This is a genomic window from Burkholderia anthina (assembly GCF_001547525.1).
Taxonomy (GTDB): Bacteria; Pseudomonadota; Gammaproteobacteria; order Burkholderiales; family Burkholderiaceae; genus Burkholderia; species Burkholderia semiarida.
This window is the reverse complement of the sequence record NZ_LNJP01000004.1, coordinates 360497-386964: the sequence shown is the minus strand read 5'-3', so window position 1 is coordinate 386964 and position 26468 is coordinate 360497. Positions and strand designations below refer to the sequence as shown.

The following is a 26468-nucleotide window of genomic DNA, read 5'->3' as shown; positions in this document are numbered from 1 at the left end:
CCTTTCGATGGAGCCCGCATGAAGCACCTGCTGTCCCGGCTGTTCGTCAGCGCCGCGCTCGTCGCGCTTGTTCCGGCGCTGCCGGCGCAGGCAGCCACGCCGCCCGGCATCTTCGTCGTCGCCACGCAGCTCGGCGAATTCACGACCCTCGACCCGAGCGGGATCTACGAGCTGGTGCCGTCCGAATACGTCGCGAACACCTACGAGCGGCTGGTGCGCGTCGACCTGAAGGACCCGACGCGCTTCGACGGACAGATCGCGCAATCGTGGACGGTCGGCGCCGACGGCGTGACCTACACGTTCAAGCTGCGCCCCGGCCTCACGTTCCATTCCGGCAACCCGATCACCGCCGACGACGTCGCGTGGTCGCTGCAGCGCACCATCCTGCTCGACAAGGGGCCCGCCGGCGTGCTCGCCGATCTCGGCCTCACGAAGGCGAACGTGACGCAGAAGGTACGCGTGGTCGATCCGCAAACCGTCGTGCTAGAAACCGACCGCAAGTACGCGCCGAGCTTCGTGCTCAACGTGCTGAGCGCATGCCCGGCATCGGTTTTCGACAAGAAGCTGCTGCTGTCGCACCAGCAGGGCAACGATCTCGGCAGCGGCTGGCTGCGCACGAACGACGCGGGCTCGGGCCCGTACCAGCTCGTCAAGTGGACGCCGAACGAGACCATCGTGCTGCAGCGTTTCGACAAATACCGCACGCCGTACCCGATGAAGCGCGTCGTGCTGCGCCACGTGCCCGAAGCCTCCGCGCAACGGCTGCTGCTGGAGAACGGCGACGCCGACGCCGCGCGCAACCTGAGCCCCGACAGCCTCGCCGCACTGTCGAAGGCCGGCAAGATCAAGGTCGCGTCGTGGCCGGTGTCCGCCCTGCTGTACCTGAGCCTGAACACGAAGAACCCGAACCTCGCGAAGCCCGAGGTGCAGCAGGCGATGAAGTGGCTCGTCGATTACGACGGCATCCAGCGCAACATCGTCAGCACGACCTACAAGGTGCATCAGACCTTCCTGCCCGAAGGCTTCCTCGGCACGCTGAACGCACGGCCGTACCGGCAGGACGTCGCGAAGGCGAAGGCGCTGCTCGCGAAGGCCGGCTTGCCGAACGGCTTCGACGTGACGATGGACATGCCGAACGACTATCCGTACCTCGAGATCGCGCAGGCGCTGCAGGCGAACTTCGCGCAGGCGGGCATCCGCGTGAAGCTGATCCCGGGCGACGCGAAGCAGGCGATCGGCAAGTACCGCGCACGCCAGCACGACATCTTCATCGGCGAATGGTCGCCCGACTACATGGACCCGAACAGCAACGCGCGCGGCTTCGCGTGGAATCCGGACAACTCGGACCAGTCGCCGACCAAGATGCTCGCATGGCGCAACGGCTGGGACATTCCGCAACTGACGAAGGACACCGAGGCCGCGCTCGTCGAGCCGTCGCCCGCGAAGCGCGCGCAGCGTTACGAGGCGCTGCAGAAGGCCGTGCTCGCGAACTCGCCGTTCATCATCATGTTCGAGAAGGTCGTGCAGGTCGCCACGCGCCCCGGCGCGACCGGGCCCGAAATCGGGCCGATCAACGACCTCGTGTCGTACCGCACGCTCGCGAAGTAATCGCGGCCGCCCGCGCTGGCCGCGACGCGCGTCGGCGGCCGGCAGTGCCACGCGATCCGGCGGCCGCGCGGGGCGCCGGACATGCGGCAGCAGGCGGCCGCCCGCACCCGTTCAATTGAATGCCGCCCACGCCAGGTATGCATTCAGCCCGACGATCACGACCGTCGCCGCGCCGGCGACGATCCGCAGCGGCATCCGCATCGCGTAAGCGCCCATCACATCCGTGCGCGCCGACAGCAGCAGCAGCGCGATCATCGGCATCGGCAGCACGAAGCTCAACACGACCTGGCTCGCCACCATCGCGCGCGTGACGTCGCAGCCCAATGCCACCACCACGAACGCGGGCGCGATCGTCACCGCGCGCCGCACCCAGATCGACATCCGGCGGTGGATGAAGCCCTGCATCACGACCTGCCCCGCCATCGTGCCGACCACCGAGCTCGACACGCCCGACGTCAGCAACGCGACGAGAAACAGCGCGCCGGCCGCCGGCCCGAGCACCGGGATCAGCGTGTGATAGGCGTCGCCGATGTCGGTCATGCCCGGCGCGGCCGCATGAAACGCGGACGACGCCATCATCACCATCGCGAGATTCACGAACCCGGCGAGCCCGAGCGCGACCACGACCTCGCGGTTCGAAAAACGCACGAGCCGCCGCCGCTCGGCGTCGTCGCGCGGCGCGGTGCGATCCTGCGTGAGGCCCGAATGCAGATACAGCGTGTGCGGCATGATCGTCGCGCCGATGATGCCGACCGCGATCGTCAGCGCCGCATGATCCGGAATCTGCGGGACCACCAGATGGAACGCGGCCGCATGCCAGTCCTGCGGCGCGATCAGCAGTTCGCCGAGATAGCACGCGCCGATCACTCCGACCAATGCGGCGATCGCCGCCTCCAGCGGCCGGAAGCCGCGTTTTTCGAGCGCGAGGATCGCGCAGGTCGCGAACGCGGTCGCGATCATCCCCGCGAACAGCGACAGGTGACACAACAACCCGAACGCGAGCGCGCCGCCGAGGAATTCGGCGAGATCGGTCGCCATCGCTGCGATCTCCGACGCCACCCACATGCCCCACACGACCGGCGCGGGAAAGCGGTCGCGGCACAGCTCGGCGAGATTGCGGCCGGTCACGATGCCGAGCTTCGCCGACATCGCCTGGAACAGCATCGCGATCGCGTTCGCGGCCAGTACGACCCACAGCAGCCGGTATCCGTACGCGGCGCCGGCCTGGATGTTGGTCGCGAAGTTGCCGGGATCCATGTAGCCGATGGATGCGATCACGGCCGGGCCGACGAACGGCAGCAACGCGGCGACGCCGGTGCGGCGCCCTTCCAGCGCGGCACGCGCCGCGCCGTCTGTATGCTCGGTGGACAGGCCCGGCAGCGCAAAGCCGCCGGCAGGTTTGCTCGGGACGGGAATCATGGCAAGTGTTCCGTTCGAATGAGGACGGCTGACTCAGGGATCGCGCCCCGCCACAACCGGCATGCCGCGTGCCGGCCATGGCAGGACGCCGGCGGCGTCACAGCGGCACGACGTCGGGACGGTTGCGCGGAAACCGTGCGATCACGTCGGGCGCGATGTTCAGGTGCGCTTCGACGAGCTTCGGCGGCGTGTGCGCGAGCCAGTCGGACAGCGACACCTCCGCATAGCGGTCGGTCTTGAAGATCTCGAGGAATACGAGGTCGGTCTTGCCGGTGTTCTGCACGTAGTGCCCGAGGCTCTTCTTCACGTAGCCGACGTCGCCCGCGCGGAAGTCGGCCGTCTGCGCCTTCGGCCCCGTGTCGAACACGGTCATCCGCGCCTCGCCTTGCAGGTAGTACTGCCATTCGTCGGCGTTCGGGTGCCAGTGCAACTCGCGCATGCCGCCCGGGTGCACGGTGACGAGCGCCGCCGCGACGGTCGTGGACACGTTGAAGTTGGTGCTGTCCGCGATCCGCACCTCGCCGCCGCGCGTCTTCCTGACCGGTTTCATGTCGCCGAGCGAAAAGACGAACGGATGCGGCGGCGCGCCGGCCGACGCGGCCGACGCACGCTGCGCGTCCGCGAGCGGGCCCGGTTCGTCGCCCTGGAAGATCCACAGGTTGTCGAGCGGCACGTTCCGGAACGCATCGGCCGGCACGCCGAAGTTCAGCGCGAGCACGTCGGGCGGCGTATGCGCGATCCAGTCGGTCAGCAACAGCGTGTTGAATTCCGATGCGCGGCCGTTATCGAATGCGAGCAAGAATTCGGCGCCGTCGCTGCCGATGCCCTGCAGCGAATGCGGCAGGCCGGGCGGGAAATACCAGAGGTCGCCGGTCTTGACGTCCTGCACCGACGGGCGCCCGAGTTCGTCCAGCACCGTGATCCGGCAGCGGCCGTCGAGCATGATCGCCCACTCGGCCTGCTGGTGCCAATGCATCTCGCGAATGCCGCCGCGCGTCAGGCGCATGTTGACGCCGGAAATGGTTTCGGAAATCGCGAAATCGTCCTGCGTGACTTCGCGCGCCCATCCGCCATTTTGAATGCGTTTATGCGCATTATTGAAAGACGCCCAGAATAACGGCATCCCGTTGATATCGGTAGCCGGCGGATCCTGAAAAGACGGGAATTGATTGGCGATGGCCGGATTTTTAGGCCCGGGATCGGTCAGGCTCTGGCGGTTGCGCACATTCACCGCGCCTTCCGGCGGGCTGTCCGGATTACCGAACGAGGCGGCCTTCGCGGTTACCGCGATGCCCGCGGCGGCAATCGCGCCGGCCGTGCTCGTCAACATCTTGCGTCGAGAAAGATTCGTCATGATTTCCTCTTATTCGTGCAATCGAGAGAATTTCCATTACGGAATACTTGCCGCTTTTTCGAATTACCGAAAATCAAACATCCCGTGACGCAAGTTAAATACAAAACCATCTAAAAATTAAATGAATTATTAATCTTGATTGATGAGTTAAACTGATCGACTTTAATTTTGTAATTATTGCGATGCAGCAGGCACTGTAAATGGCGGCAGCTGTGCTCGATATGCGCGCCGCGCGATTTCCGCCCGATGCCATCGATTCGGGTTTCCTGGCGCGCAAACCGGAACGGAAAAATGCGGATGCGCCGGCTTTCACCGGCCCGGAGCGGAACCGGGGCGGGTCACTCCCGCGGCATGTCGGCGAGTCGTTGCGCGGCGAAGCGCAATCCGCCGAGAATGCGTTCGGCGATCCTCGCCGGAAATCCGGCCGGCAACGTCGCGCCGACCGATTCGATCACGTGCGGCGTCATCGCGACGAGCCGTTCGACGATCGGTGTCGCGATATCGCCAAGCAGGCAATGCTTCGCCATCGCAGTGAAGTGCCGGCGCGTGATATCGCGCATCGCGTAGTGCTTGCGCTTGCCGTGCACCGCCATCGCGAGCTTCGCCTTGTGCCACGACCACTGGTTCGCGCCATCTCCCTCGACCGGCCAGATCGACATCACGTCGTAGAGCGGCGTCAGACGGAAGCGGCCGCCCGGCAGCAGGCGCAGACTGAAGTTCTTCGCATGCCCGTCCGGTGCGGCAAGCATCCAGAACACCACCAACGCGGTGAACAACGTGTCGAGGTCGGCCTGCGCCGTTTCCGACCGGCGCAGGATGCCGGCCAGATCGGGCACCCCGGGGCCACCCTGCGATTCGTATTTCAGATGCGGCGGCACGCCGAGCGCCTGACAGAAATCTTCTTGCGGCAAGCGCAACAGCCAGCCGCCGTCACGATGCAGCGCGCGATCGAAGCGCGTGACCGACAGCACCTTGTGTGCGCCGAAACGCACGATGTCGGCCTCCGCCGTCGGCAGGCCGAACGCACGCAGGATCGCGAGGCACAGCCATTCGTTTTCGACGGATGTCGTCAGATCCGCACGCTTGTTGCCGACCAGCCCGAGCGGCAACTTCAGAATATGCGTCGTCGGGGTCGCGCCATGCGGACGCATCCATCGCCCGTCGTGAAACAGCAGCGCGGTCTTTTCCTGCGCGCCGGCCAGCGACAGGCGGAAATCGTCGTCGTCCTGCGCACCGCCCGCCGCCCCGCTCGCCTGATCGAGCACGCGCGCCACCTCGTCGTCGGACAACGGCGTGCCGTCGATCCGGTCATGGCCTGCCGGGGTTTCATCCTCGCCGAGCAACTGCACCGCGCCGACGCAGTCCCGGCCGAGCGCGGCGAGCAGATCGAACGGCTCGATCGTCGCCGTGCCGAACCGCGATGCAAGCCGCCGACGAATTGCATCGCTGTCCGGCAGCAGATTGTCGAAGTAGTGATTGACGCGCGCGCCGCGCAACGGCGCATCGCCGACGCCGAACGGCAGCGACAGCGACAGCGGGCGGCCGGCGTCCGACTGTTTCCATCCGGCGTCGTACAGCAGTTCCATGTCGCCGCGCGCGGGAATCCGCCAGATTCCCACCCGCACGCCGTTGGCCCAGATCGATAGCGCGCGGCCGTGCGATTTGCGTCCCATCGATTACCAGTCGACGTTGGCAGCGTCGCGCCCGTCCTTCGTGCGGATGCTGAGTTCGAGACCGTACAGCGCGGTCAATTCGAGCAACTGCCTGAGCGACAGGCTTTCGGTGCGAGTGGTTTCGAGCGACGACAGGCGCGACTGGCCGACGCCGATGCGCGCCGCCGCTTCGGCTTGCGTCAGCCCCTTGGCCTGACGTGCGGACGACAGGATTTCAGCCAGTTGCACGGGGGTATTGACGATGAGATTCACGGGGCATGGGCTCGGTATACGATCCATGCAGTATATCTCTGTGAGAAATAAACGCAAATTATTCCTGTCAGGCATAAACGCGTAATATGTCTATCAGCAATAATCCGTCATGCGGGCCACCCGTCTCCGCTCATCGGGTGTTTCTCCGCCCCTATCATCGTGAGCCAGCCATAGTTTTTATTCGCTGGCGCCAATGATTTTGGTTTTGTCAGATAGATGACATCGAATCATCAAATGACAACGATCTAACAGCCGATGACCTGCGCGTTCGCCCATACCGTCGAGTCCCGCTATGCCGAGCTGACGCCGACCGCCAAGCGCATCGCGAGCTACATGCTCGCGAACCTCGATCGGCTCGGCCTCGAGACCGCCGACCAGATCGCGCAGCAAGCCGGCACCAGCGGCATTTCGGTCGGGCGTTTCCTGCGCAGCGTCGGCTACCGCAATCTCGACGACCTGAAACGCGAACTGCGCGGCGGCGGCGATCGCCCGTGGATGATCACCGACCGGCTCGACGAGTACCGCCGCGCCAGCGCCACGCAAACGACCGCCGGCGAGCGCGACAGCAACAGCAATGGCAGCACGCTCGCGTCGTCGCTCGAGCGCGAGCTCGACGCGATCCGCCACGTGTACCGCCTGGCCGAAGGCCCGGTGTTCGCGCAGGTGGCCGACCGGATCGCGCATGCCGACGCCGTGTTCATCCTCGGCATCCAGTCGACGCGCGGCATCAGCAACGCATTCAGCAGCTACCTCGAATACCTGCGCCCGCGCGTGTTCTATTCCGACGGCCAGTCGGGTTCGTACGTCGATTCGCTGAATTCCGAGTTCGAACGGCCGTACTGCATCGTCACCGACACGCGCGCGTATTCGCGCAGCGCGCGCCGCTATTGCCAGGCGGCCGCCGAGCGCGGGCAGCCGTTCGCGCTGGTCACCGATCTGTATTGCCCGTGGGCGCGCGAATGGCCGGCGGATCTGCTGCAGGTGAAAACCGACGTCGGTCAGTTCTGGGATTCGCTCGCACCGCTCACCTGCCTGTTCAACCTGCTGATCACGGCCGTGGTCGACCGCCTCGGCCCCGCGATCGACCGGCGCGTCGCGCGCAACCGCGAACTGCAGCGCACGTTCGACCAATTCGAATCCTGAGCGAAGCCGCCCCGCCGATGAACGATCACCGCCTCGTCGAAATCACGCCCGCCACGCATCGCGTCGACATCGATCTCGTCTATGCGACCGACCGCAACCTGACCGGCAAGCCGATCTACCGCCGCGCGCACTGCCTGCTGCTGGCGCCGGCCGAAGCCGCATTGCGCCGCGCGGTCGACGTCGCCGCGCAGGCCGGCTTCACGCTGCGCATCTACGACGCCTACCGGCCGCCGCAGGCGCAGCAGGTGCTGTGGGACTTCCTGCCCGATCCGAATTTCGTCGCCGATCTCGGGCGCGGCTCGAATCACAGCCGCGGCACCGCGCTCGACCTGACGCTCGTCGGCGCGGACGGCAAGCCGCTCGACATGGGCACGGGCTTCGACGAGATGGTCGCCGCGTCGGGTCATTTTCACGCGGGATTGCCCGAACACGTGCAACGCAACCGGCTGCTGCTGCTCGGCGTGATGCACGCGGCCGGCTTCGCGCACATCGACAGCGAATGGTGGCACTACGAACTGCCCGGCTCGCACGCGTTGCCGCAGATCGACAATGCGGCGAGCGGCCCGTGGCGCCTGATGTAGCGGCAGCGCACGCCCCCTTTTTCATGCACGTTCACGTTCAACGACTCAAACGACAGATGGAGAAGCGCCCATGAAATTCCCGACCTCCCGGCTCGTCGCGGCGCTGGCCGCCGCGTCCGTATTCGCCGCCGTTCCGCTTGCCGCCGCCCACGCGGAAACGCCGAAGGACATGTTCGTGATGGCCACGCTGCTCGACGAATTCACGACGCTCGACCCGGGCGAAATCTACGAACTGGTGCCGGAGGAATACGTCGCGAACACGTACGACCGACTCGTGCGCGTCGACCTGCGCGATCCGTCGAAATTCAACGGCGACGTCGCGCAATCGTGGACGGTGAGCCCCGACGGCCTGACCTACACGTTCAAGCTGCGTACCGGCCTGAAGTTCCACTCGGGCAACCCGCTGACGGCCGACGACGTCGCGTGGTCGATCCAGCGCGCGGTGCTGCTCGACAAGGGTCCGGCCGCCGTGCTGACCGGCATCGGCCTCACGAAGGCGAACGTCGTCGCGAACGTGAAGAAGCTCGACGACGCGACGGTGTCGGTCACGACCGACCGCAAGTACGCGCCGACCTTCGTGCTGAACGTGCTCGGCTCGTGGCCCGCGTCGGTGCTCGACCGGAAGCTGCTGCTGTCGCACCAGCAAGGCAACGACTTCGGCAACGCGTGGCTGAAGACCAACGAAGCCGGCTCCGGCGCATACAGGCTCGTCAAGTGGACGGCCGGCGACAGCCTCGTGCTGCAACGCTTCGACGGCTACCGGCTGCCGCTCGCGATGAAGCGCATCGTGCTGCGCCACGTGCCCGAGGCGGCAAGCCAGCGCCTGCTGCTGGAAAACGGCGACGTCGACGCGGCGCGCGACCTGAGCCCCGACGATCTGGCGTCGGTCGTGAAGTCGGGCAAGGCGAAGGTGGCGGCATCGCCGCAGGCGACGCTGCTGTATCTCGGCCTGAACACGAAGAACCCGACGCTCGCGAAACCCGACGTGCAGGAAGCGCTGAAATGGCTCGTCGACTACGCGGGCATCCAGGGCAACGTCGTGAAGACGACCTACAAGGTTCACCAGACCTTCCTGCCCGAAGGCTTCCTCGGCACGCTGAACGCGAACCCGTACAAGCTCGACGTCGCGAAGGCGAAGGCGCTGCTCGCGAAGGCCGGCGTGCCGAACGGCTTTTCGGTGACGATGGACGTGCGCAACGACTATCCGTACACGGAGATCGCACAGGCCGTGCAGGCGAACTTCGCGCAGGCCGGCATCAAGGTGCAGTTGATCCCCGGCGACAACAAGCAGACGCTCGCGAAATACCGCGCGCGCCAGCACGACATCTACATCGGCGAATGGTCGGCCGACTACATCGATCCGCACAGCAACGCGCAGGGTTTCGCGTGGAATCCGGACAACGCCGACAAGTCGAGCTATAAAATGCTGGCCTGGCGCAACAGCTGGGACATCCCGCAACTGACGAAGCAAACCGACGCCGCGCTGGCCGAACCGGCCGCCGCGAAACGCGCGCAGCTTTACCAGACGATGCAGAAGGAAGTGCTCGCGCGCTCGCCGTTCGTGATCATGTTCGAGAAAGTCGCGCAGGTCGCGACGCGGCCCGGCGTGAGCGGGCTCGAAGTCGGGCCGATCAACGATCTCGTGTCGTACCGCAACCTGAAGAAGCAATAAGATTCGCCGCATGTCGACTCCCGCCTCCTCCCTCGAAGCGCTGCGCACGCTGCCTGCGCGGCGCCCGGCCGTACGCTGGGCGCTGCGCGTGCTGCGCTGGGCGATCACGCTCGCCGTCACGTTCGCGGGGCTGCTCGCGCTGACGTTCGTGATCGGCCGCAAGGTGCCGATCGACCCTGTGCTCGCGATCCTCGGCGATCGCGCGTCGGCCGAAGCGTACGCGGCCGAGCGCATCGCGCTCGGGCTCGACAAGCCGCTCGCCACGCAATTCCTGATCTACGCGCGCGACGTGCTGCACGGCAATCTCGGCGTGTCGCTGCTGACCGCGAACCCGGTGCTCGACGATATCCGGCGCGTGTTTCCGGCCACGCTCGAACTGGCGACGATCGCGACGCTGATCGGCATCGCGATCGGCGTGCCGCTCGGCGTCGCGGCCGCGGTGAAGCACAACCGGCCGATCGATCACGTCGCGCGCTTCGTCGGGCTGATCGGCAATTCCGTGCCGGTGTTCTGGCTCGGGTTGATGGGGCTGCTGCTGTTCTATGCGCGGCTGCACTGGGTCGGCGGCCCCGGCCGGCTCGACCCGGTGTACGACGGCATGGTCGATCCGCGCACCGGCAGCCTGCTGCTGGATGCGGCGCTCGCGGGCGAGTGGGACGTGTTCCGCAACGCGGTATCGCACATCGCGCTGCCGGCCGCGATCCTCGGCTACTACTCGGTCGCGTATCTGAGCCGCATGACGCGCTCGTTCATGCTCGACCAGCTGAGCCAGGAATACATCGTCACCGCGCGCGCGAAGGGCCTGTCCGAGCGCCGCGTGATCTGGCGGCACGCGTTCGGCAACATCATGGTGCCGTTGCTCACCGTGATCGCGCTCACGTACAGCAACCTGCTCGAAGGCTCGGTGCTGACCGAGATCGTGTTCGCGTGGCCGGGGCTCGGCTCGTACCTGACCGGCGCGCTGCTGAACGCCGACATGAACGCGGTGCTCGGCGCGACGCTCGTGATCGGCGCGATGTTCATCACCGTCAACCTGCTGACCGACGCGCTGTACCGCGTGTTCGATCCGCGTGCGCGCTGAGGGCCGCTTCGACATGACCGTTTCCATCCTGCTTGTTGCTCCCCCCATGCCGAAGGCGACCCGACCATGAATGCCGAGCGTCTCACCCTGCGCGCGTGGCTGCTTTCCGATGCGCCCGCGTCGCGCTCGCAGGCCGCGTTCGGCCTCGCGTACCGGCGCTGGCGCCGGTTCGCCACGAATCCGCTCAACCTGTTCGGGCTGGCGATCCTGCTTGCGCTGATCGTCGTCGCGATCGTCGGCCCGCTGATCATGCCGCACGATCCGCTGCGCCAGGTGCTGTCCGACCGGCTGCTGCCGCCCGGCTCGCCGTCGCACTGGTTCGGCACCGACCAGCTCGGCCGCGACATCCTCTCTCGGCTGATCGCCGGGTCGCGCCTGACGCTCGGCATCGCGCTGCTCGTCGTCGCGATCGTCGTGCCGATCGGCCTCCTGATCGGCACGACGGCCGGCTATTGCGGCGGCTTCGTCGACAGCGTGCTGATGCGCATCACCGACATCGCGCTCGCGTTCCCGAAGATCGTGCTCGCGCTCGCGTTCGCGGCCGCGCTCGGCCCCGGCGTGATCAACGCCGTGGTCGCGATCTCGATCACCGCGTGGCCCGCGTATGCGCGGCTCGCGCGCGCGGAGACGATCCGCATCGCGCAAGCCGACTACATCCATGCCGCGCGGCTGCAAGGCGCGTCGGGCCCGCGCATCCTGCTGCGCTACATCATGCCGCTGTGCATGTCGTCGGTGATCGTGCGCGCGACGCTCGACATGGCCGGCATCATCCTGACCGTCGCGGGCCTCGGCTTTCTCGGCCTCGGCGCGCAGCCGCCGAGCCCAGAGTGGGGTTTCATGGTCGCGTCGGGCCGCAACGTGCTGCTCGACGCGTGGTGGGTCGCGACGCTGCCCGGCATCGCGATCCTGCTCGTGAGCCTCGCGTTCAACCTGCTCGGCGACGGGCTGCGCGACGTCTTCGATCCCCGTCATGGAGCGTGACATGCCGATGAATTCCACTACCGCGCCGGCGCCGCTCTGCGAGATCGACGGGCTGAAGATCGGCTTTCGCGGGCACGACGGCAGCGTGACCGACGCCGTGCGCGACCTGTCGCTGACCCTCGCGCCCGGCGAACGGCTCGGCATCGTCGGCGAATCGGGCTCCGGCAAGTCGCTGACGGGCCGCGCGCTGCTCGGCCTGCTGCCCGACGCCGCGCGCTTTTCGGCGCGCACGATGCGCTTCGCGGGGCACGACCTGCTCGCGATGTCGCCGCGCGAGCGCCGGCGGCTGTGCGGCAGCCAGATGGGGATGATCCTGCAGGACCCGAAATATTCGCTGAACCCGGTGATGACGGTCGCGAAGCAGATGGGCGAAGCGTTCCGCCTGCACGAGCCCGGCTTGCGCGGCCGCGCGCTGCGCGAACGGATCGTCGAGGCGCTCGCGGCCGTGCAGATCCGCGATCCGGCGCGCGTCGCCGATGCGTATCCGCACGAGCTGTCGGGCGGCATGGGCCAGCGCGTGATGATCGCGATGATGGTGTCGACCGGCCCGCGCCTCTTGATCGCCGACGAGCCGACGTCCGCGCTCGACGTCGCGGTGTCGATGCAGGTGCTCGCGGTGCTCGACGCGATGATCGCGCGCCACGGCACGGGCCTGATGTTCATCAGTCACGACCTGCCGCTCGTGATGTCGTTCTGCGATCGCGTCGCGGTGATGTATGCGGGCCGCGTGGTCGAAACCTGCGCCGCGCGCGACCTGCGCGACGCTTCGCATCCCTATACGCGCGGCCTGCTCGCGGCCAACCCGCCGCTCGCGAACCCGCCCGACGAACTGCCCGTGCTGCGGCGCGATCCGGCGTGGCTCGATTCCGCACCGCCCGCCTTCGCGCCCGCCAACCGACAGGAGCCCGCACGATGATCGACGTCGATCACGCATCGATCCGTTTCCCGACCCGCACGGGTCACGTCGACGCCGTGCGCGACGCGAGCTTCGCGGTGCGCGACGGCGAAGTGTTCGGGCTGGTCGGCGAATCGGGTTCCGGCAAGTCGACGCTGCTGCGTGCGCTGACGGGCCTCGTGCCGCTCGCGTCCGGCAGCCTGTCGATCGACGGCCGCCCGGTGGGCGGCACGCCCGATCGCGCGTTCCGCCGCCGCGTGCAGATGGTGTTCCAGGACCCGTACGCGTCGCTGCATCCACGCTTCACCGTCGATCAGACACTGCGCGAGCCGCTGTCGATCCATGCGATCGACGACCCCGATGCGCGGATCGCCCGCGCGCTCGCCGAGGTCGGCCTCGGTCCCGCGTTCCGCTTCCGCTATCCGCACCAGTTGTCGGGCGGCCAGCGGCAGCGCGTGGCGATCGCGCGTGCGCTGATCGTCGAGCCGCGCGTGCTGCTGCTCGACGAGCCGACGTCCGCGCTCGACGTATCGGTGCAGGCCGAGATCCTCAACCTGCTGCGCCGCCTGCATCGCGAGCGCAACCTGACGATGATTCTCGTCAGCCACAACCTCGCGGTGATCGGCTTCCTGTGCCAGCGCGTCGCGGTGATGCAGCACGGCGAGATCGTCGAGCAATTGCGGGTCGAGGACGTGCGCGCCGGGCAGGTCGCACGCGACTACACGCGCACGCTGCTCAACGCGACCGAAGGCTATCGACGGCTCGATCCGGCGGCCGGTGTGCCGACCGCCTGACATCCGCACGACGCGCCGGCATGCGATACTCGGCACGCCGCGCACGGGTTCGCCGTCGCAGGGAACCCCGGTGCGCCAGGCGAGTCCATTTCCTTTCGTCAACAACTCAACAGCAACAGGGGGCATCCATGCTGCAATTCATCGAAACCCTGGTCGTCGGGCTCATCGTCGGCCTCCTCGCCCGCGCGTTCAAGCCGGGCGACGACAAGATGGGTATCCTGATGACCATCGTGCTCGGCGTCGTGGGCTCACTCGTCGCAGGCTACATCGGCCGCGCGGCCGGCTGGTATGCGCCGGGCCAGGGCGCCGGCTGGATCGCGTCGATCATCGGCGCGATCGTGCTGCTCGTGGTCGTCGGCGCGATCCGCAAGCGCGCGGGCTGAACACCGCCCGCCGCGCGCCAGCGCAACACGGCCGCTCGCCCCGCGCGAGCGGCCGTTTTCTTTTGGCGAATCGTCATTCTCAGGATTGCCGATTCGTTGAGCCCTCAACGATTTACCTGCAAATCCCGCATCCATTGACGGGTGTCCACCGAGCTTACGTCATCGGCAATACCCTGACTTGCGGCCGCACAATTTTGAGATAAATTGATTGAAGAAACACGGCGTCGTTTGCTCGTCGTCGTTATTTCCGGTTTCTCACTCAAGAGGTTCGATGAAGTTGCCGTTTACGCATACAGCACCGCAGCGTTGACGGACTGCCATTCGAGCGGCCTCGCTGCGACGCGCTTCCTCTCTGGAGCCTGTCATGAAGCATCGCCTGTTCGCCGCCTCGTTCGCATTGGCTACCTCGCTTCTGGCGCCTTCCTCGTCCTTTGCCGAAGGCGCATCCGGCATCATCCACTTCACCGGCATGATCGTCGAGCCGCCCTGCTCGTTCGCGCCCGACACGGCCAACGCCGCCCGCATACGCGCCGATTGCCCGCGGCCCGCGACCGGGCAGATCGCGTTCGTCGACGCGGCGAGCCAGCAGGCCGTCAAGACCACGACCTTTACCGAAGCTTCGGGCGCAATCGTTTTACCGAAGCGCGCGGGCAACAGTCGTGCGCCGATGATCGCCGTCGTGACCTACCAGTAAAGCCCGCCGCGGCGCCGCGCGTCAGTCACGATGGCGCGCGATCCAGTCGCTGAACGCGCGAATCTTCTGCTGGCCGCCGAGGTTCTCGGGATAGACGAAGAAGTAGCGCGCGCCCGTCTCGAGCACGATGTCGAACGGCCGTTCGAGCCGGCGCGCGCTGACGTCGTCGTCGACGAGCGTCACGTCGCCGATCGCGACGCCGAAGCCCTGCATCGCCGCGTTCGTCGCGAGATCGAGCGTGTCGAACGTCGGCCCGCGCGCGGGATCGACGCCACGCTCGCCCGCATGGTCGAGCCATGCGCGCCAGTCGCGGTGGTCGCGCGTCGGATGCAGCAGCGTATGGCGCGCGAGATCGCCGACCGCATCGAGCGGCGACGCTTGCCGCAACTCGGGCGCGCAAACGGGTGTCAGCCGCTCGTCGAACAGCGGCAGCGCGACGACGCCCGGGCCGGGCGAGGCCCCGTAGACGATCGCCGCATCGAACGGTTCGCTCGAGAAATCGACGACGTGCTGCCACGCGGTCGTGATCTGCACGTGGAGATCGGGATGTTCGCCCTGGAAACGCATGATGCGCGGCAGCATCCAGCGGATCACGCAGGTCGGCACCTTCAGCGCGAGATCGGTGCGCTGCCGCGTGAGCTTCATCGAGATGTCCTCGATCCGCGCGAAGCTCTCGTCGACCACCGGCAACAACTGCTCGCCCTCGGCCGTCAGCGTGAGGCCCTTCGCATGCCGCCTGAATAGCGGAAAACCGTAATGCGCCTCGAGCGTCTGGATCTGCCGGCTCACCGCGCCCTGCGTGATGCACAGCTGCTCGGCCGCGCGCGTGAAGCTGCGGTGGCGAGCCACCGTCGAGAAGATCTGCAGCGCGTGCAGGGGCGGAAGTCGGCGCATGGCGAACGGGAAACGGGAAACGGCGCGGATGGGCCGCGCGCCGACGCCGGCGCGCGCTGACCGACACGATAAGCCAAACGCCGGCTTTGCGCGAGACGCCGGATGCTCAGGCCGTCGCGGTGAGCGCGCCCGCCGCGATGCGCGCCGCCGATGCGACGACGTCCGCGCGCGCCGCGGCAGTCGCCTCCTGCTGCGTGAACGACACGGCCATCACGATCGGCGCGCGCGACGGCGGCCACAGCACCGCGACATCGGTCGTCGTGCCGTAGCCGCCGGTGCCGGCCTTGTCGGCGACGCGCCAGCCGGGCGGCACGCCGGCCGCGATGCCGGTCGCGCCGCGCGCGCCGCCGACCATCCATTCCGTCAGTTGCGCGCGCTGCGGTTCGCGCAGCGTGTCGCCGAGCAGCAGCCGCTGCAGCGTGTCGACCATCGCGACCGGCGTCGACGTGTCGCGCTCGTCGCCGGGCACGGCCTTGTTCAGCTCGGGTTCCCAGTGATCGAGGCGGAAGGTGGTGTCGCCGCTTTCGCGCGCGAACGCCGTGACGGCCTGCGGGCCGCCGAGCACGCCCATCAGCAGGTTGCCCGCGCCCTTGTCGCCCGACTGCAGCATCGCCGCGCACAGCTGCGCGATCGTCATGCCGGTGTCGACGTGGCTTTCCGTAATCGGCGAGCCGGACACGATTTCATAGCGACGGTACAGGATGCGGCGCGGCAGCAGCGATGCGTCGAGCGCGCCGCGCGCGAGCATCGCGGCGGCCGCCATGACCGCATACGTGCCGCACAACGGGAAGCGCTCGCGCGCGTGGTGCGCGATGCGCACGCCGTTCGACGTATCGAGCGCGGCGACGCCGAGCCGCCCGTTCGAGGCCTTTTCCAGCGCGGCGAGTTCGGCTTGTCCAGTGTGGGCGCGCCCCTGGTCGGCGACCGGCGCGGACGTGCATGCGGCAACGAACGGCGCGGCAACGGCGGCAAGCAACAGCGAGCGGCGTGTCGGAGAATGTTCCATGGATGAGATCTGTTCTGTCGGAAACGGTGGCGCGAAGCAACGCGGCCGCGCATCGGCGACGCGCGACCGTTCACGCCGACGGCCGGCCCGCGACGGCATTCGCCGCGCATCCCCGAAAGACGCCCGTCGGCCCCGCGATGGCGGGATTCGCATGAACACCTAGCGTAGCAGCGACCGCCGCCGCGTTCCAGCGCGACGGCCGCGCTTTACCCTTGCGACGAAGGCAGGTACGGCATCGGGTTCACCGGCTTGCCGTCGCGCCGCACCTCGAACAGCAGCGCGACGCGCGAGTTGTCGAGGTCGCCCATCTCGGCGATCGCATCGCCCTGATGCACGATGTCGCCCGTCTTCACGAGCAGCTTGCGGTTGTGTGCATACGCGGTCAGGAAATCAGCGTTGTGCTGGACGATGATCAGGCTGCCGTAATCGTTCAGGCCGGTGCCCGCATACATCACGCGGCCGTCGGCCGCGGCGCGAACCGGGTCGCCCGGCCGGCCGGCGATCTGGATGCCGCGGTTCTGCCCGGGCCGGAACCCTTCGACGATCTTGCCGGTCGCGGGCCACTTCAGCGCGACGCCCCCCGCATGGCGCTTCGTTTCCTTGACGACCTGGCGGTCGCTCGCGGTCGGCGCGGTGGTTTGCGGATTGGCCGGCGAAGCGGCCTGATTATCCGCCGCGCCATTGCCCGCCACAGCCTGCGTGCCGGCCGCGCCCGCGGGCGGCAGCGGCTGCTGCTTGACGATGCGCAGGACCTGCCCCATGCGCAGCCTGCCGTTCGCGGCCAGCTTGTTCCAGGTGCGCAAGTCGGCCACGCTACACTCGTTCGCGGATGCGATGCCCGTCAGCGTGTCGCCGCGCTTCACGACGTACTTTTTCGCGACGAGAATCGGCGCGGCCGGCTTAGGCGCGGCCGGCTTAGGCGCGGCCGACGGCGCGGCAGGCCGGCTCGAATCGGAAGGCTGCCCCGCCAGCGTGTCGCTCGGCGCAACGGACTGCGTACTTGCACAACCGGCCATGACGAGCACGGCGGCCAGGCCCGACAGCCACGCCGCCTTGCGGTGAATCTCGCGCGTTTTCATGGACGATCCGACTCCGGGTTGACAATCTTTCAAGCATCTCAAAAACGGAACGGCCGACGTGTAACCGGATGCAAACAATGATGACAAACGATCACGGAGCGGATGCCGGCCGGCATGCGTTACCGGTAATACGGTCCGATCCGGAAAAACTTGATGGTCCTTGCGGAGAAAAACGGAAGAATTTTCGTCGCGAAAAACTATGGCAGCTTCGTTTTCATAGACAAACGCGCGACGTTCATCGCAACCATGCGACGAATTGGGCCCCGGCCCACGCGACGCCGACGCACAGGAACAGCAGATGCAGCGCGATCTTGAACGACACGCCCCATGACGAATCGATCCGCATGACGGGCTCCCCGGTTGATGTGCGTTCATGATCGGCCATCGATCGCGCCCCGGAAATGCGGAAGCGGCGAACCGGGTCTCAGGCCAACCCTGAGACCGGCGCCGCGGTTCCTGCTAACTTATCGGCCATTCCCCCATCGCCTTTTCATCATGCGCTTCGACCTGACCGACCTGCGGCTCTTCCTGAACATCTGCGAGGCCGGCACGATCACGAGCGGCGCCGAACGCACGCACATCACGCTGCAGGCGGCGAGCGAGCGCATTCGCGGGATGGAGGACGAACTGGGCGTGCCGCTGCTGCACCGGACCAAGTCGGGCGCGCAGGCGACCGATGCGGGCCGCGCGCTCGAACACCACGCGCGCACCGTGCTGCAGCAGATCGATCACATGCGCGGCGAACTGCAGCAATACGGCCAGGGGCTGCGCGGCCATATCCGGCTGCTGTGCAACACCGCGTCGCTGAGCGAATACCTGCCCGACGCACTGGCCGATTACCTGCCGCGCCATCCGAAGCTGTCGATCAGCGTCGAGGAACGCTCGAGCCAGGAGATCGTGCATGCGATCCGCAACAAGACGGCCGAGATCGGCATCGTCGCCGATTCAGTCGGCCTCGGCGGGCTCGAACAAAAGCCGTTCCGCGAAGACTGGCTGATCGTCGTCGTGCCGGCCGCGCATCCGCTCGCGTCGCACGACAAGGTCGCGTTCGACGACATCGCGGGCGAAGACTTCATCGGCCTCACCGACGGCAGCGCGCTGCAGGTGCATCTCGCCGACCAGGCGCGCGCGCTCGGCAAGCGGATCCGCTATCGCGTGCAATTGAAGAGCTTCGACGCGATCTGCCGCGTGATCGCGAGCGGCGTGGGCATCGGCATCGTGTCGCGGCATGCGGCCGAGCGCGCGATGCAGACGATGGACGTGCGGCTCGTCGAGCTGTCCGATCCGTGGAGCCATCGGAAACTGACGCTCTGCGCGCGGTCGTTCGACGCGCTGCCGAAGTACACGCGCGAATTCGTCGCGTTTTTGTCGGGCGCCACGCCGCCGCGGTAACGCGCACCGCATTCGACTCACCCGATCGACATACGGAGACATGGCCATGACCGATACCGATCTCGCCACCCGCTATCGCGCGTATATCGACTGCCTGAACCGGCAGGACTGGCCTTCGCTCGGCGAATACGTATCCGACGACGTGATCCACAACGACCGGCCGCTCGGCCTCGCCGGTTACCGCGCGATGCTGGAACAGGACTTCCGCGACATCCCCGATCTGCGTTTCGAAATCCGGCTGCTCGTGTGCGAGCCGCCGCACGTCGCGTGCCGCCTTCGCTTCACGTGTTCGCCGAAAGGGACGTTCATGGGGCTCGCCATCGACGGCCGCAAGGTCACGTTCGCCGAGAACGTGTTCTACGAATTTCACGAAGGCAAGATCCGCCAGGTGTGGTCGGTGATCGACAAGGCGGCGATCGAGAAGCAGCTTTGACGTCGTCGGAACGCCAGGTCGTCGCGCGCAGCAGCCGGTGGTCGACGGCCGCTCATGCGCATTTCGATTCTTATGGATAACGTTTTCTCTCTTCACACATCGGGAATCCGTTTCCACGCGTTGCGGCCGCGCGCCGCTTCCAGGCCGTTGTCGCGTCCGATGTCCGCTCGATCATCGACAAAAATCCCGGTGATTTTCGCATAATCCAATTCCCCCTTCCGCACCATTCCTCTCGGCCATTCGGGTTTCTACCGGCGCATCCGACGTGAAAGTTCATTGACATCACGTCGTTCGATGCCTAAATTTGGAAAACGTTTTCCAATGCTCGAACGCGACGCCAGTCACGGCTCGCGCAGGGGGAACGCTCGCCCGCTCGATGTGTGATTCAGGCCGTCCGCCTTCAGGGAATCAGGATTGCAAGGCGGAAGCCGGGTACGGGCCCGAGTGCGGCAACAGCAACCCGTGCCCGTCCTTCATCACTATTCGAAACTGGAGACACCATGCATCCGCGCAGCAGATTCGCGCTCGGCGCCGCGCTCAGCGCCCTTTCCGTCGTGCTCGTCACCGCGTGCGGCGGAAACGACGTAACCGGCACGCCGGCGCCGCCCCCTTCGTCCACCCCGCCCGCGCTCGCACCAAACTCGCTGCAGGCGCTCGTCTATGGCGCGCCCGACACCAGCGTGCCGGCCGGCACGAACGTTCCGGCCACGATGATGGGCCAGATGCGCGCGCTGTTCGACCTGATCCGGAAATCGCCCGACTTCACGCAGGTCGTGATGGATCTCGGCGACGGCACGCCCGTCCACGTGCTCGACACGAACACCGGCGACAAATTCCTGCCCGGCAAGCTGGCGCTCGGCCTGTCGTACATCCTGATCGACATGAAGGCGAAGAACGACCCGCAATACGCGAGCTACCTCGCGACGTACCAGACGATCACGACCGCGATGATGGCGCAGTCGGGCGGCAACTACACGTATGCGAACACGTCGTGGGGCGAGTACTACTACCTCGTCGCGCTGAACAACCTGAAGGCCCACGGGATGCTCAACGAAGTCTTCAGCGACGCGATGCTCGCGACGCTGCAGCAGCGGCTCACCTTCTGCGACATGTTCGGCCCCGATGCGAGCGGCAAGACCAGTACGTGCCCCGCCGCCGGCACGCCGATCGACATCGCGTCGCTCAACACCGCGCAGAACTACTATGCGGTGTCCTACGGCATCGCCGGCCTGCGCCAGAAGCTCGGCTGGAGCAGCCCGTCGTTCGCGTCGAAGACGGACCCGGCCGTCGCGACGATGAGCGCGCGCGATGCGCTGCTGTACACGCTGACGAACCACATCCGCAACGACTCGTCGGGCGGGTTCTCCGACGAAGCGTCGAACACGCACACGACCTACTACGACCAGGCGCGCTTCGACCGCTACAGCACGCTGCTGATCGGCGAAGTGGTCGAACGCACGTTCGAGATGGGCAATGAAGCGAACCTCACGCCGGAGCTGAAGGGCTATCTGCGCAAGTCGGTCGACCTGATCCTGCCGCAGTTGAACACCGACGGCCAGGGCTTCAACTACGGCCGGTCGATCGGCCCGTACGGCGATTCCGCGTTCATGGAAGTGCTGACGGCCGCGGCCAATGCCGGCGTGCTGACCGATCGCGAGAAACAGGTCGCGTACGCATTCATCTACCAGGCCGCGCGCCGATTCGACACGTACTGGTACGACCCGGCGCTGCCGACGCCGTCGGTGAACATGTGGGTCAAGGGCCGCGGCACCGATACGTATCGCGGCAAGCCGCGCGTGATGGGCGAGAACTTCAGCCTGCTGCACCAGTATCTGTACGTGAACGCGTGGTGGAACAAGCTCGGCTTCGGCGGCCAGCCGCCGATGGCCGATGCGGACTACCGCGCGTGGCTCGACGCGCTGCCGCGCTACACGCTCACCTGGTACAACCAGCCGGGCGACGCCGCGCATCCGTACAGCGCCGCGCTGCTCACCGTGCGCGACGGCCGGCGCGTGATCAACCTGAATCTCAGCCAGGCGCCCGACTACAACGCGTACACGCCGTATTACCCGGTGCCGTTCTCCGACAAGCTGATCTATGGCACGACCGACCTCGGCTATGCGCTGCTGCTGCCACAGGTGACGTACAACGCAAAAACCTACATTCCCGTCACGTACTACAAGAACCTGAACGTGCAGCAGAGCAACGGCCAGGTGATCGTGTCGTTCGATACGACGAAGTTCCGGCTCGCGTCGAAGAACGCCGCGTACACGACGGATCTCGACCTGCAGGTGCACACGGTGCTGACGTTCGCGCACGGCATGATTTCGCGCACCGATACGCTGAGTTCGGGCACGCTCGCCGGCAACCTCGCGGTGGAGACGGACTTCACGTCGTTTGCGGATTTCGCGTCGACACAGGCCAATGGCGACGGGATGTCGGTGACGTACGCGAACAGCGCGGCGACCGGCTATGCGGCGTCCGGCTTCGACAACTGCGCGCTGTCCGCCTTCGACACGGCGAACGGCACGACGAACCCGCTGTCGACGACGCCGATCGGGCAACTGCATTCGAACTTCGCGTGCACGACGAAGCCGTTCGCGCTCGGCGCGGGCGCGTCCCGCACCGTCGGGTGGACGCTGAGGTACGCCGATCCGGCGTAAGCGGCACGACCGCCACCCCGCGACCGTTCCCGAAGCCGGCTCCCGAAACCGGCTTCGGGATCATTCTGCGTTCGGGCGCACGTTCACCACCACCCCGACCCCGCCATATACGCGCCGAGCACGATCAGCCCGACGAAGAAGCAACGCTTGAACATCTTCTCGCTCATCACGCGCCGCGCATATTGGCCGCCGGCCATTCCCGCCAGCGCGGGCACGAGCGCGAGCGCCGACACGCCGAGGTCGACCGTCTGCAATGCGCCCGTCACGCGCAACTGCAGGCCGAGCACGATCGTCGACGCGGTAAACAACAGCCCGAGCGCCTGGATCAGATCGTCCTTCGACAGCCGCAGCGCCTGCAGGTACGGCACGGCCGGTACGACGAACACGCCGGTCGCGGCCGTCACGACGCCCGTCAGGTAGCCGACCACGGCCGACAGCCATTTTTCGTGGCGCCCCGGCGCGGGCAGCCGTGCGGCCGCCAGCCCCCATAGCCCGTAAAGCACCAGCACCGCGCCGAGCGCCGCGTGCGTCCACGTGCTGCCGGCCGCCAGCGCCGGCAACCCGCCCGTCAGCGTGCCGACCGTCAGGCCCGCGAGCAGCGGCCACAGCCGGCGTAACAGCGCGCCGAACGACGGGCCGAGCCACAGCTGCCACACGTTGGTGATGAACGACGGGACGAGCAGCAGACTTGCCGCGGCCGACGGCGGCATCGCGAGCGTCAGCAGCCCCATCGCGATCGTCGGCAGCCCGAGCCCGATCATCCCCTTCACCGCGCCGGCCAGCAGGAAAACCAGCACGACGATCGTCAGCGTATGCATTTGCATGGAGGCATTCCGTCCGTTGAGTACGGCGCCGATGGTGCCCGCCTGCCATGCCGCCCGCCATCTGGTTTTGCCTGAGGCTGGCTCGGGCCCGCCGGACGGAGCGCTCAGGCGCGTCGATCCGGCCCCGTGAATCACCCCCGGCCCTGCTCGCTGTCGAGGTGCGCCATCTGCGCTGCCGGATAACGCTCGCCGGCAGCCGCCCCGGCGGGGACCGCCGCTTCGATACGCGCGAGATCGTTGACCGTTAGTTGCAATTCAGTCGCCAGCAAACCGTCCTGCAATTGCGTGCGTTTGCGGGCGCCGACCAGCGGCACGATGTCGGCGCCGCGCGACAGCGCCCACGCGATCGCGACCTGCGCCGGATTGCTGCCCTTCTCGTCGGCGATCGCGCGCAGCGCGTCGACGAGCGCGAGGTTGTGCGCGAGATTCTCGCCCTGGAAGCGCGGGCTCGACGCGCGGAAATCGCGCTCGCCCTGCCGCGCCGCCGTCCAGCGCCCGCCGAGCAGCCCGCGCGACAGCACGCCGTAGGCCGTCACGCCAATGCCGAGCGCGCGGCACACGGGCAGGATCTCGGCCTCGATCCCGCGCGACAGCAACGAGTACTCGATCTGCAGATCGGCGATCGGCGCGACGGCGGCCGCGCGGCGGATCGTGTCCGCGCCGGCTTCGGACAGCCCGATATGGCGCACGTACCCGGCCTTCACGAGATCGGCGATCGCGCCGACCGTTTCCTCGATCGGCACCGCCGGATCGACGCGGGCCGGGCGATAGATGTCGAGGTAATCGGTGCCGAGCCGCTTCAACGAATACGCGACGAAGTTCCGGATCGCCGCGGGCCGCGCGTCGTAGCCGGCAAACCCGCCGGCCGGATCGCGCAGCGCGCCGAATTTCACGCTGATCCGCACCTGGTCGCGCGTACGGCCGCGCAGTGCGTCGCGAATCAGCATCTCGTTATCGCCCATCCCGTAGAAATCGCCGGTGTCGAGCATCGTGATGCCGTGGTCGAGCGCCGCGTGTAGCGTCGCGATGCTTTCGTCGCGATCGGCCGGCCCGTAGAAATCCGACATCCCCATGCAGCCGAGCGCGATCGCCGATACCTGCGGGCCCGTGCGGCCCAGTTGACGCATGTCCATGTCCGTTTCCTTCAAATGGTGAGTGGATGGAACGGATTCTGGCCGCGTGACGCCGCGCGATAAACGCGAAACGCTCCACCAAACCATTCGACGCTGATTAACAATGGAGCCTGTTCCTTTCCCGCCAAGGTTCTCGCCCGCATGGACCATCTGCAAGCAATGCGCATCTTCGCGCGCGTCGCCCATCTCGGCAGCTTCACGAAAGCGGCCGAGCAACTCCAGCTGCCGCGCCCGACGGTCAGCAACGCCGTCCAGTATCTGGAAAAGCACCTGAAGGTCCGGCTGCTGCAGCGCACGACGCGGCGCGTCGCGCTGACCGCCGAGGGCGCGACCTACTACGAGCGCTGCGTGCGGTTGCTGGCCGATCTCGACGACGCGGAAACGCTGTTCGAGGACGCCGGCGCGTCGCCGCGCGGCGTGATCCGCGTCGACCTGCCCGAACGTTTCGCGCTGAATCACGTGATTCCGGCGCTGCCGGATTTCCACGCGCGCTACCCCGACCTGCGCATCGTGATCAGCACGACCGACCGCTTCGTCGATCTCGTCGCGGACGGCATCGACTGCGCGGTGCGGGTCGGCGTGCTGTCCGACACGTCGCTCGTCGCGCGGCGCGTCGGCGAGATGGCCCAGATCAACTGCGCGTCGCCCGCCTATCTCGCGCGCCACGGCACGCCGCGCTCGCCGGACGATTTGCCGGACCACGTCGCGGTTGGCTATTTTTCGAGCCGCACGGGCCGCGAACTGGACTGGGAATATGCGGACATGGATTCGGGCGAGATGCGCACGGTGAAGATGCACAGCGTCGTGTCGGTCAACAGCTCGCAGGCGTATCTCGCGTGCTGCGTCGCGGGCCTCGGGCTGATCCAGGCGCCGCGCGACGGGCTCGCGCCGCTGCTCGCCGACGGTTCGCTGGTCGAGGTGCTGCCGGAATGGAATGCGGCGCCGCTGCCCGTGTCGGTGGTGTTCCCGACCGGCCGGCATCTAGCGCCGCGCGTGCGGATCTTCGTCGACTGGCTCGCGGAAACGCTCGGCGGCACGCACCGGTCGGATTGACGGCGGCCCGTGCCGGGGCATACGCCCCGACGCCGGCGCACTCAGAACTTGTGGCGGATCGCGGCGCGCACCGAGAACTGGTTCGACGACGACGACGGGCCGTCCGTCCCGACGACGTAGCCGCCGTCGGCCGCCGTGCCCGTCTTGTCGCCGGCCACCTTCTGCCACGCGCCCTGCAGGTACACGTCGGTGCGCTTCGACAGGCTGTAGTCGGCCATCAGGCCGACCGTGTGGTACTTCGGCTTGAACGAGCCGGCCGCGGCGTCGTACTTGCCGTCCGTGTACACGTACTGCGCGCCGAGGTAGAAATCGGGCGTGAGCTGGTACTTGCCGTTAACTTCGAAGTTCTGGAACTTCGTCGCGGTCAGCCCGAGGCCGGCGAACGTCGACGCCGGCAGGTAGACCGTCGATACCGGGTTCTTCACGTCGGTCTTCGTATAGACGAAGCCGACCGTGGCCGGGCCGAACGTATAGTTGACGCCGCCGCCGAAGATGCGCAGCCGATCGGCGACGAAGTTCGCGTCGTCGGCCGCGATCGCGCCCGCGTTGCCGATGCCCGGATTGTTCGCCTGCAGGTACGCGGCGGCGACCTGCAGCCCGGCCAGCGAATACTGCGCGCCGATGCTGTACTGGCGGTTGTTCGAGAAGCCCGTGCTGTTGCTGAAGCTGTACGTGCCGCCCAGCGTCAGCCCGTTCCAGTCGGGGCTTGCGTACTTGACCGTGTTGTTGACGCGAAACGAGTTGTCCGTGTTGTCGTTGTCGAACGGGTGCGAGAACAGCGTGCCGCCCCAGTTGCCGTTCGCGGTCAGCGGCGCGAGATAGTCGACGACGGAATCGTACTGGCGGCCGAAGGTCAGCGTGCCGAAGCGCGACTCCGACAGCCCGACGAACGCCTGACGGCCGAACATGCGACCGCCCTGGCCGAGCCGGCCGTTGTTCACGTCGAAACCGTTTTCCAGCGTGAAGATCGCCTTCAGCCCGCCGCCGAGATCCTCGCTGCCCTTCAGGCCCCACCGGCTGCCCTGCGCATAGCCGCTCGCGAGCTGGTAATTGGTCTTTCCGACCCCATTGACGTTGACGTTGTTCGTGTAATTGAAGCCTTCGTCGATCAGGCCGTACAGCGTCACGCTGTTCTCGGCAAAGGCCGGCGCGGCGCAAGCGGCGAGCGCGGCGGCAAAAATGGCGTGCTTCTTCATGACGAATCTCCGGAGCCGGGGGCCGGGCAGGCCAAACGCCCGGCGCATGTTCGATCTGTTGTATGTGTGGCCCGCAGGGCGGACGACGCGGTGTGCGGCCGCGTGAGGACAAAATGGTGTCACGTCGGAAATCGTCCGTCCATCGGGTACCGGTCGTCGCGCGCAAAGCGTTGCGCTCGTCCAACTGCCGGGTTGCGCGCACGGCCCGACCGCGCTTGTCGGCGGCGATGGGCCGGCCCGCCATCCGCGTAAACCCGATGGGCGC

At 67.0% G+C, this 26468-nt stretch carries 24 protein-coding genes; 14 read left to right on the top strand and 10 right to left on the bottom strand.

The window, feature by feature from the left end:
* Positions 1 to 18: 18 nt before the first annotated feature.
* Entirely contained in the window at positions 19 to 1608 is a 1590-nt protein-coding gene (locus WS64_RS30940; protein WP_060968817.1) for an ABC transporter substrate-binding protein, read from the top strand.
* Positions 1609 to 1719: 111 nt separating this feature from the next.
* On the opposite strand, the gene WS64_RS30935 is transcribed toward WS64_RS30940, so the two are convergent.
* From WS64_RS30935 to WS64_RS30920, 4 genes are all read right to left on the bottom strand, one after another.
* A complete protein-coding gene (locus WS64_RS30935) occupies positions 1720 to 3027 on the bottom strand; it encodes an Nramp family divalent metal transporter (RefSeq protein WP_060968816.1) in 1308 nt (435 codons plus the stop codon).
* A gap of 97 nt (positions 3028 to 3124) precedes the next feature.
* Positions 3125 to 4381 (bottom strand): oxalate decarboxylase family bicupin, encoded by a 1257-nt coding sequence (locus WS64_RS30930; protein ID WP_060968815.1) that lies wholly within the window; start codon positions 4379 to 4381, stop codon positions 3125 to 3127.
* 338 nt (positions 4382 to 4719) lie between these two features.
* On the bottom strand, positions 4720 to 6054 hold the full coding sequence (locus WS64_RS30925; RefSeq protein WP_060968814.1) for a type II toxin-antitoxin system HipA family toxin: 1335 nt from the start codon (positions 6052 to 6054) through the stop codon (positions 4720 to 4722).
* A gap of 3 nt (positions 6055 to 6057) precedes the next feature.
* Positions 6058 to 6306 carry an XRE family transcriptional regulator gene (locus WS64_RS30920; RefSeq protein ID WP_059584978.1) on the bottom strand — a complete coding sequence of 83 codons (249 nt, stop codon included), beginning with the start codon at positions 6304 to 6306 and terminating at the stop codon, positions 6058 to 6060.
* A gap of 255 nt (positions 6307 to 6561) precedes the next feature.
* Between WS64_RS30920 and sapR the strand changes: the two genes are divergently transcribed.
* From sapR to WS64_RS30875, 9 genes are all read left to right on the top strand, one after another.
* Entirely contained in the window at positions 6562 to 7449 is an 888-nt protein-coding gene (gene sapR, locus WS64_RS30915; protein ID WP_059584977.1) for a sap1 transcriptional regulator SapR, read from the top strand.
* A 17-nt stretch (positions 7450 to 7466) separates the two neighbouring features.
* Positions 7467 to 8030, top strand: a complete 564-nt coding sequence (ddpX, locus tag WS64_RS30910) for a D-alanyl-D-alanine dipeptidase (protein WP_060968812.1) — start codon at positions 7467 to 7469, stop codon at positions 8028 to 8030.
* A gap of 70 nt (positions 8031 to 8100) precedes the next feature.
* On the top strand, positions 8101 to 9702 hold the full coding sequence (locus WS64_RS30905; RefSeq protein ID WP_060968811.1) for an ABC transporter substrate-binding protein: 1602 nt from the start codon (positions 8101 to 8103) through the stop codon (positions 9700 to 9702).
* Positions 9703 to 9712: 10 nt separating this feature from the next.
* On the top strand, positions 9713 to 10783 hold the full coding sequence (locus tag WS64_RS30900; protein ID WP_059584974.1) for an ABC transporter permease: 1071 nt from the start codon (positions 9713 to 9715) through the stop codon (positions 10781 to 10783).
* A gap of 66 nt (positions 10784 to 10849) precedes the next feature.
* On the top strand, positions 10850 to 11764 hold the full coding sequence (gene nikC / locus WS64_RS30895; RefSeq protein ID WP_060968810.1) for a nickel transporter permease: 915 nt from the start codon (positions 10850 to 10852) through the stop codon (positions 11762 to 11764).
* Position 11765: 1 nt separating this feature from the next.
* Positions 11766 to 12680, top strand: coding sequence for an ABC transporter ATP-binding protein (locus WS64_RS30890; protein ID WP_060968809.1), 915 nt, complete (start codon positions 11766 to 11768; stop codon positions 12678 to 12680).
* Positions 12677 to 13453, top strand: coding sequence for an ABC transporter ATP-binding protein (locus WS64_RS30885; protein WP_060968808.1), 777 nt, complete (start codon positions 12677 to 12679; stop codon positions 13451 to 13453). Before WS64_RS30890 ends, WS64_RS30885 begins: the two co-directional genes overlap by 4 nt.
* A 128-nt stretch (positions 13454 to 13581) precedes the next feature.
* Positions 13582 to 13836, top strand: coding sequence for a GlsB/YeaQ/YmgE family stress response membrane protein (locus WS64_RS30880; RefSeq protein WP_059639606.1), 255 nt, complete (start codon positions 13582 to 13584; stop codon positions 13834 to 13836).
* Positions 13837 to 14200: 364 nt separating this feature from the next.
* On the top strand, positions 14201 to 14530 hold the full coding sequence (locus WS64_RS30875; protein ID WP_060968807.1) for a fimbrial protein: 330 nt from the start codon (positions 14201 to 14203) through the stop codon (positions 14528 to 14530).
* 21 nt (positions 14531 to 14551) lie between these two features.
* Here the strand turns inward: WS64_RS30875 and WS64_RS30870 are convergent, their stop codons facing one another.
* The 3 genes from WS64_RS30870 to WS64_RS30860 form a co-directional block, all read right to left on the bottom strand.
* Entirely contained in the window at positions 14552 to 15424 is an 873-nt protein-coding gene (locus WS64_RS30870; RefSeq protein ID WP_060968806.1) for a LysR substrate-binding domain-containing protein, read from the bottom strand.
* Positions 15425 to 15530: 106 nt separating this feature from the next.
* Complete coding sequence (bla, locus tag WS64_RS30865) at positions 15531 to 16430, bottom strand: class A beta-lactamase (protein WP_060968805.1); 900 nt, start codon at positions 16428 to 16430, stop codon at positions 15531 to 15533.
* Positions 16431 to 16636: 206 nt separating this feature from the next.
* Positions 16637 to 17509, bottom strand: a complete 873-nt coding sequence (locus WS64_RS30860; protein WP_060968804.1) for a peptidoglycan DD-metalloendopeptidase family protein — start codon at positions 17507 to 17509, stop codon at positions 16637 to 16639.
* A 495-nt stretch (positions 17510 to 18004) separates the two neighbouring features.
* Between WS64_RS30860 and WS64_RS30855 the strand changes: the two genes are divergently transcribed.
* From WS64_RS30855 to WS64_RS30845, 3 genes are all read left to right on the top strand, one after another.
* A complete protein-coding gene (locus WS64_RS30855) occupies positions 18005 to 18901 on the top strand; it encodes a LysR substrate-binding domain-containing protein (RefSeq protein WP_060968803.1) in 897 nt (298 codons plus the stop codon).
* A 46-nt stretch (positions 18902 to 18947) separates the two neighbouring features.
* Complete coding sequence (locus WS64_RS30850; protein WP_060968958.1) at positions 18948 to 19334, top strand: ester cyclase; 387 nt, start codon at positions 18948 to 18950, stop codon at positions 19332 to 19334.
* 500 nt (positions 19335 to 19834) lie between these two features.
* Positions 19835 to 21997 (top strand): hypothetical protein, encoded by a 2163-nt coding sequence (locus WS64_RS30845; RefSeq protein ID WP_060968802.1) that lies wholly within the window; start codon positions 19835 to 19837, stop codon positions 21995 to 21997.
* Between the two features lie 83 nt (positions 21998 to 22080).
* On the opposite strand, the gene WS64_RS30840 is transcribed toward WS64_RS30845, so the two are convergent.
* On the bottom strand, positions 22081 to 22821 hold the full coding sequence (locus WS64_RS30840; protein WP_060968801.1) for a sulfite exporter TauE/SafE family protein: 741 nt from the start codon (positions 22819 to 22821) through the stop codon (positions 22081 to 22083).
* Between the two features lie 131 nt (positions 22822 to 22952).
* On the bottom strand, positions 22953 to 23954 hold the full coding sequence (locus WS64_RS30835) for an aldo/keto reductase (protein ID WP_060968800.1): 1002 nt from the start codon (positions 23952 to 23954) through the stop codon (positions 22953 to 22955).
* A 141-nt stretch (positions 23955 to 24095) separates the two neighbouring features.
* Here WS64_RS30835 and WS64_RS30830 point away from each other — a divergent pair, with 141 nt between their 5' ends.
* Positions 24096 to 25007, top strand: coding sequence for a LysR family transcriptional regulator (locus WS64_RS30830; protein ID WP_059639613.1), 912 nt, complete (start codon positions 24096 to 24098; stop codon positions 25005 to 25007).
* A gap of 41 nt (positions 25008 to 25048) precedes the next feature.
* Here WS64_RS30830 and WS64_RS30825 read toward each other — a convergent pair whose 3' ends face one another.
* Positions 25049 to 26203, bottom strand: coding sequence for a porin (locus WS64_RS30825; RefSeq protein WP_060310814.1), 1155 nt, complete (start codon positions 26201 to 26203; stop codon positions 25049 to 25051).
* Positions 26204 to 26468: the final 265 nt, after the last annotated feature.

Coding starts and splice junctions, on each gene's coding strand:
- WS64_RS30940 (WP_060968817.1), top strand. CDS start 19: ATGAAGCACCTGCTGTCCCGGCTGTTCGTCAGCGCCGCGCTCGTCGCG.
- WS64_RS30935 (WP_060968816.1), bottom strand. CDS start 3,027: ATGATTCCCGTCCCGAGCAAACCTGCCGGCGGCTTTGCGCTGCCGGGC.
- WS64_RS30930 (WP_060968815.1), bottom strand. CDS start 4,381: ATGACGAATCTTTCTCGACGCAAGATGTTGACGAGCACGGCCGGCGCG.
- WS64_RS30925 (WP_060968814.1), bottom strand. CDS start 6,054: ATGGGACGCAAATCGCACGGCCGCGCGCTATCGATCTGGGCCAACGGC.
- sapR (WP_059584977.1), top strand. CDS start 6,562: ATGACCTGCGCGTTCGCCCATACCGTCGAGTCCCGCTATGCCGAGCTG.
- ddpX (WP_060968812.1), top strand. CDS start 7,467: ATGAACGATCACCGCCTCGTCGAAATCACGCCCGCCACGCATCGCGTC.
- WS64_RS30905 (WP_060968811.1), top strand. CDS start 8,101: ATGAAATTCCCGACCTCCCGGCTCGTCGCGGCGCTGGCCGCCGCGTCC.
- WS64_RS30900 (WP_059584974.1), top strand. CDS start 9,713: ATGTCGACTCCCGCCTCCTCCCTCGAAGCGCTGCGCACGCTGCCTGCG.
- nikC (WP_060968810.1), top strand. CDS start 10,850: ATGAATGCCGAGCGTCTCACCCTGCGCGCGTGGCTGCTTTCCGATGCG.
- WS64_RS30890 (WP_060968809.1), top strand. CDS start 11,766: ATGCCGATGAATTCCACTACCGCGCCGGCGCCGCTCTGCGAGATCGAC.
- WS64_RS30885 (WP_060968808.1), top strand. CDS start 12,677: ATGATCGACGTCGATCACGCATCGATCCGTTTCCCGACCCGCACGGGT.
- WS64_RS30880 (WP_059639606.1), top strand. CDS start 13,582: ATGCTGCAATTCATCGAAACCCTGGTCGTCGGGCTCATCGTCGGCCTC.
- WS64_RS30875 (WP_060968807.1), top strand. CDS start 14,201: ATGAAGCATCGCCTGTTCGCCGCCTCGTTCGCATTGGCTACCTCGCTT.
- WS64_RS30870 (WP_060968806.1), bottom strand. CDS start 15,424: ATGCGCCGACTTCCGCCCCTGCACGCGCTGCAGATCTTCTCGACGGTG.
- bla (WP_060968805.1), bottom strand. CDS start 16,430: ATGGAACATTCTCCGACACGCCGCTCGCTGTTGCTTGCCGCCGTTGCC.
- WS64_RS30860 (WP_060968804.1), bottom strand. CDS start 17,509: ATGAAAACGCGCGAGATTCACCGCAAGGCGGCGTGGCTGTCGGGCCTG.
- WS64_RS30855 (WP_060968803.1), top strand. CDS start 18,005: ATGCGCTTCGACCTGACCGACCTGCGGCTCTTCCTGAACATCTGCGAG.
- WS64_RS30850 (WP_060968958.1), top strand. CDS start 18,948: ATGACCGATACCGATCTCGCCACCCGCTATCGCGCGTATATCGACTGC.
- WS64_RS30845 (WP_060968802.1), top strand. CDS start 19,835: ATGCATCCGCGCAGCAGATTCGCGCTCGGCGCCGCGCTCAGCGCCCTT.
- WS64_RS30840 (WP_060968801.1), bottom strand. CDS start 22,821: ATGCAAATGCATACGCTGACGATCGTCGTGCTGGTTTTCCTGCTGGCC.
- WS64_RS30835 (WP_060968800.1), bottom strand. CDS start 23,954: ATGGACATGCGTCAACTGGGCCGCACGGGCCCGCAGGTATCGGCGATC.
- WS64_RS30830 (WP_059639613.1), top strand. CDS start 24,096: ATGGACCATCTGCAAGCAATGCGCATCTTCGCGCGCGTCGCCCATCTC.
- WS64_RS30825 (WP_060310814.1), bottom strand. CDS start 26,203: ATGAAGAAGCACGCCATTTTTGCCGCCGCGCTCGCCGCTTGCGCCGCG.